Source organism: Oerskovia sp. NPDC056781, from assembly GCF_042789955.1.
Classification (GTDB): Bacteria; Actinomycetota; Actinomycetes; order Actinomycetales; family Cellulomonadaceae; genus Oerskovia; species Oerskovia rustica.
Genome location: NZ_JBHUAD010000334.1, coordinates 1 through 3,107 on the forward strand (window position 1 = coordinate 1; position 3,107 = coordinate 3,107).

4 protein-coding genes are annotated in these 3,107 nt (G+C 71.6%); 2 read left to right on the plus strand and 2 right to left on the minus strand.

Annotated features, from left to right (window positions below):
- Nucleotides 1-77: 77 nt before the first annotated feature.
- Complete coding sequence (locus tag ACFRCR_RS17965; RefSeq protein ID WP_377679477.1) at nt 78-449, minus strand: DoxX family protein; 372 nt, start codon at nt 447-449, stop codon at nt 78-80.
- 177 nt (nt 450-626) lie between these two features.
- On the opposite strand from ACFRCR_RS17965, the gene ACFRCR_RS17970 reads away from it, so the two are divergent.
- Nucleotides 627-1,064 carry a winged helix-turn-helix transcriptional regulator gene (locus ACFRCR_RS17970; protein ID WP_377679479.1) on the plus strand — a complete coding sequence of 146 codons (438 nt, stop codon included), beginning with the start codon at nt 627-629 and terminating at the stop codon, nt 1,062-1,064.
- Nucleotides 1,065-1,070: 6 nt separating this feature from the next.
- On the opposite strand, the gene ACFRCR_RS17975 is transcribed toward ACFRCR_RS17970, so the two are convergent.
- Nucleotides 1,071-1,520 (minus strand): SufE family protein, encoded by a 450-nt coding sequence (locus ACFRCR_RS17975; protein WP_377679481.1) that lies wholly within the window; start codon nt 1,518-1,520, stop codon nt 1,071-1,073.
- Between the two features lie 205 nt (nt 1,521-1,725).
- On the opposite strand from ACFRCR_RS17975, the gene ACFRCR_RS17980 reads away from it, so the two are divergent.
- The gene (locus tag ACFRCR_RS17980; RefSeq protein WP_377679483.1) at nt 1,726-3,099 is read left to right on the plus strand and encodes a DUF1254 domain-containing protein; all 1,374 of its coding nucleotides are present in this window, start codon (nt 1,726-1,728) and stop codon (nt 3,097-3,099) included.
- Nucleotides 3,100-3,107: the final 8 nt, after the last annotated feature.

Consider the following 3,107-nt stretch of genomic DNA (forward strand, 5'->3'; position numbering starts at 1 on the left):
GGATCGCCACCGCCTCGTGGGCCGTGCCGTTCCCGCGATCCGTCGTCCTCGACGCGCTTCTCAGCGGCCCGACGGCGTCACGCGCCCCAGCCGGCGAAGCGCCCCACGGCGACGAACGCTGCGAGCAGCAGCAGGACGGTGTTGACCGGCACGGACTGCTTCTCCCCGAGGCGGACGTGCAGCGGGATGGCGCCGATCTGCGTGACCGCGAGGCCGACGGCCGCGATCGGGGTGAGGATCGGCGCGATGCCGGTCACGAGCGGCAGGATCAGGCCGATCGCGCCGAGGATCTCGAGCGCCCCGAGCGCGCGGACGGCCGTGAGGCGTCCCGGCGTGACCCATCGCATCTGCTCCATGAGCTTGCCGGCCGGGGTCGTGAGCTTCATGAAGCCTGCACCGGCGAAGGCGACGGCGAGCAGTCCTGCGGCGATCCAGAGGGCGACGTTCATAGGGTTTCCTTCGAGGTCGTGGCGCGATCGCCATGTCGTGGCGTGTGCGCGGAAGAGGATGTCCGGTAACCGTCCGTAGGGTCGGTCACCTTTTGTGCCGGAGGACATCATCGGTAACCTGATGGAGGTCTACAAAAGGCACACCGGTGTTCCCGGTGGGTCCGGAACGGAGAACCCATGTCCGCCGCCGCCAGCGGTACCCACCCGTCGCAGGCTCCCGACACCCACGTGCGCGTCCCCGACGGAGGCGGCTGCGGTGCCGACCACGCGAGCAGCGAGGTCCGGCGCGTCCTGGACAGGGTCGGGGACAAGTGGAGCGCCCTCATCCTGGGCACTCTCTCGAGCGGGCCGCTGCGCTTCACCGAGCTGCTGCACGGCATCAGCGGGATCTCCCAGCGCATGCTCACGCTCAACCTGCGCCAGCTCGAGCGCGACGGGCTCGTGAGCCGGACGGTCCACGCGGTCGTCCCGCCGCGCGTCGACTACGAGCTCACCGACCTGGGCCGCACGCTGCTACCGCCGGTCCTGGCCCTCGTGGAGTGGGCCATGGAGAACACCGAGGAGATCCAGGGGCACCGCGAGCGCTTCGACGCGCAGGCCGACGACCGAGGCTGAGGGCCCTCAGCCCGCCGCGAGCTGCTCGCGGATCTGCCGCTTGGCGCGCAGCAGGATGCCCGTCATGCCGTTGAGCCGCAGGGGGCTCACGGCATTCGTCAGCCCGATCATGAACGGGTAGTCGTCGGGCACCGCGAGCGCCTGCTCGGGCGTCAGCCCGTCGAGCCCCTGCGCCAGGATCGACGCGAAACCGCGCGTTGTCGGGGCCTCGGCGGGGGCCGTCGCGTACAGGTGGACCCCGTCCTCCTCGACCTCGGCGAACGCGCGCACCGGCGACTGGCACTCCTCGACGCGCTCGAGCAGCCCGGGGGCGTTCTGGTAGCGCGCGGGCAGGTCCGGGAGCTCGCGCGAGAACTCGAGGAGGAGCTGGAGGCGGTCGCGCTCGCCGAGCGCGAGGAAGTCGTCGCGGATCTCGGTGAGGACCGGGGGCAGGGCGGTCGCGGCGTCGTCGGTCATCCGTCGATCCTCCCACCCGTGGCGCGCCCGGGCAGCGCCGGACCGCCCAGCGGACGGCTCGCCGTCGGGCGGTCTGCTGGTGCCCGGCCACCGGTCGCGGCGCCGGCCCGGCCCCGGCACGCCGCGCTCGACGCGCACCGCCCGCTCCTCGTGGATACGTTGAGCCACGAGTGCGCCGACGCACGGCGCGGACGGACGGAGCGTCATGGGAACCCTGTCGAACGACCTGCGCACGCTGAGCCACGAGGCGTACGTGTACCTCTACCCGCTCGTGACCATGGACGTCAGCCGGCGCCAGGCCACGAACCTGGCGGCCGGGGTCCGGCCCGGGTTCGGGCCGCCCAACGTGTTCCACCACCTGCGGGAGTTCCCGCCCGCGGACTTCCGCGCCGTGGTCCGCCCCAACTTCGACACGCTGTACGCGAACCTGTGGCTCGACCTGACCGACGGTCCCGTGCTGCTCCACGTCCCCGACACCGACGACCGCTACTACATGCTGCCCCTGCTGGACATGTGGACCGAGGTCTTCGCGACGATCGGCAAGCGGACCACGGGGACGGGCGCGGGCGACTACCTGATCGTGGGACCGGACTACGAGGGCGACCTCACGGAGTTCTACGACGACCTCCCGGAGGACGCCGCGCTGATCGTCGCGCCGACCCCGCAGGTGTGGGTCATCGGGCGCATCCAGACCAACGGCGTCGCGGACTACCCGGCAGTCCACGCGGTGCAGGACGGTCTGTCGGTGCGGGAGCTCGGGGAGCGTCCGCCGTTCGTGATCGACCCGACCGCTGACACGCGGACCGAGCCGCTGCACCTGGTCGACTCCCTCAGCGCGGTGGACTTCTTCACGTACGCGACCAGGCTCCTCGACACGAACCCGCCGCACCTGACCGACTTCTCGGTGCTCGCCCGCATCGGCGCGCTGGGCATCGTCCCGGGAGAGGACTTCGACGCCGGGCAGTTCGACGAGGCCGAGATCGCGGAGATCGAGGCCGGGGCGGCGAGCGCCCGCGAGCTGCTGGCCACGGCGCAGGCGACGCTCGGGACCGTGGCCAACGGATGGGTGCTCTACCGGGACACCATGGGCGTCTACGGGAACTTCTACCTCAAGCGGGCCGTCGTCACGCTCGTCGGGCTGGGGGCCAACCCCGTCGAGGACGCGATCTACCCGCTCCTCGCGACCGACGCGGACGGTCAGGCCCTCAACGGGGACCACGACTACGTGCTGCACTTCGACGCGGACGAGCTCCCGCCTGCGGCGGCCTTCTGGTCGGTCACGATGTACGACGCCGAGGGGTTCCAGGTCGCGAACGCCCTCGACCGGTTCGCGATCGGTGACCGCGACGACCTGCGGTACGGCGAGGACGGGTCGCTCGACCTGTACCTGCAGCACGAGAGCCCGGGCACTGACCGGGAGTCGAACTGGCTCCCCGCGCCGCGGTGTGCATCGACCACGCGCTGTGGTATCAGCAGCAGCGGCAGACCGCCGAGACCCTCCAGCGCAGCCTGCTGCCGCAGAGCGTCCCCCAGCCGCCGGGCGTCGCGCAGTGACCTACTACACCTTCCGTCACCGTGAGCTCGCCG

Excerpts from the sequence above, each read along its gene's own strand:
- ACFRCR_RS17965 (WP_377679477.1), bottom strand. The coding sequence starts at position 449 with ATGAACGTCGCCCTCTGGATCGCCGCAGGACTGCTCGCCGTCGCCTTC.
- ACFRCR_RS17970 (WP_377679479.1), top strand. The coding sequence starts at position 627 with ATGTCCGCCGCCGCCAGCGGTACCCACCCGTCGCAGGCTCCCGACACC.
- ACFRCR_RS17975 (WP_377679481.1), bottom strand. The coding sequence starts at position 1,520 with ATGACCGACGACGCCGCGACCGCCCTGCCCCCGGTCCTCACCGAGATC.
- ACFRCR_RS17980 (WP_377679483.1), top strand. The coding sequence starts at position 1,726 with ATGGGAACCCTGTCGAACGACCTGCGCACGCTGAGCCACGAGGCGTAC.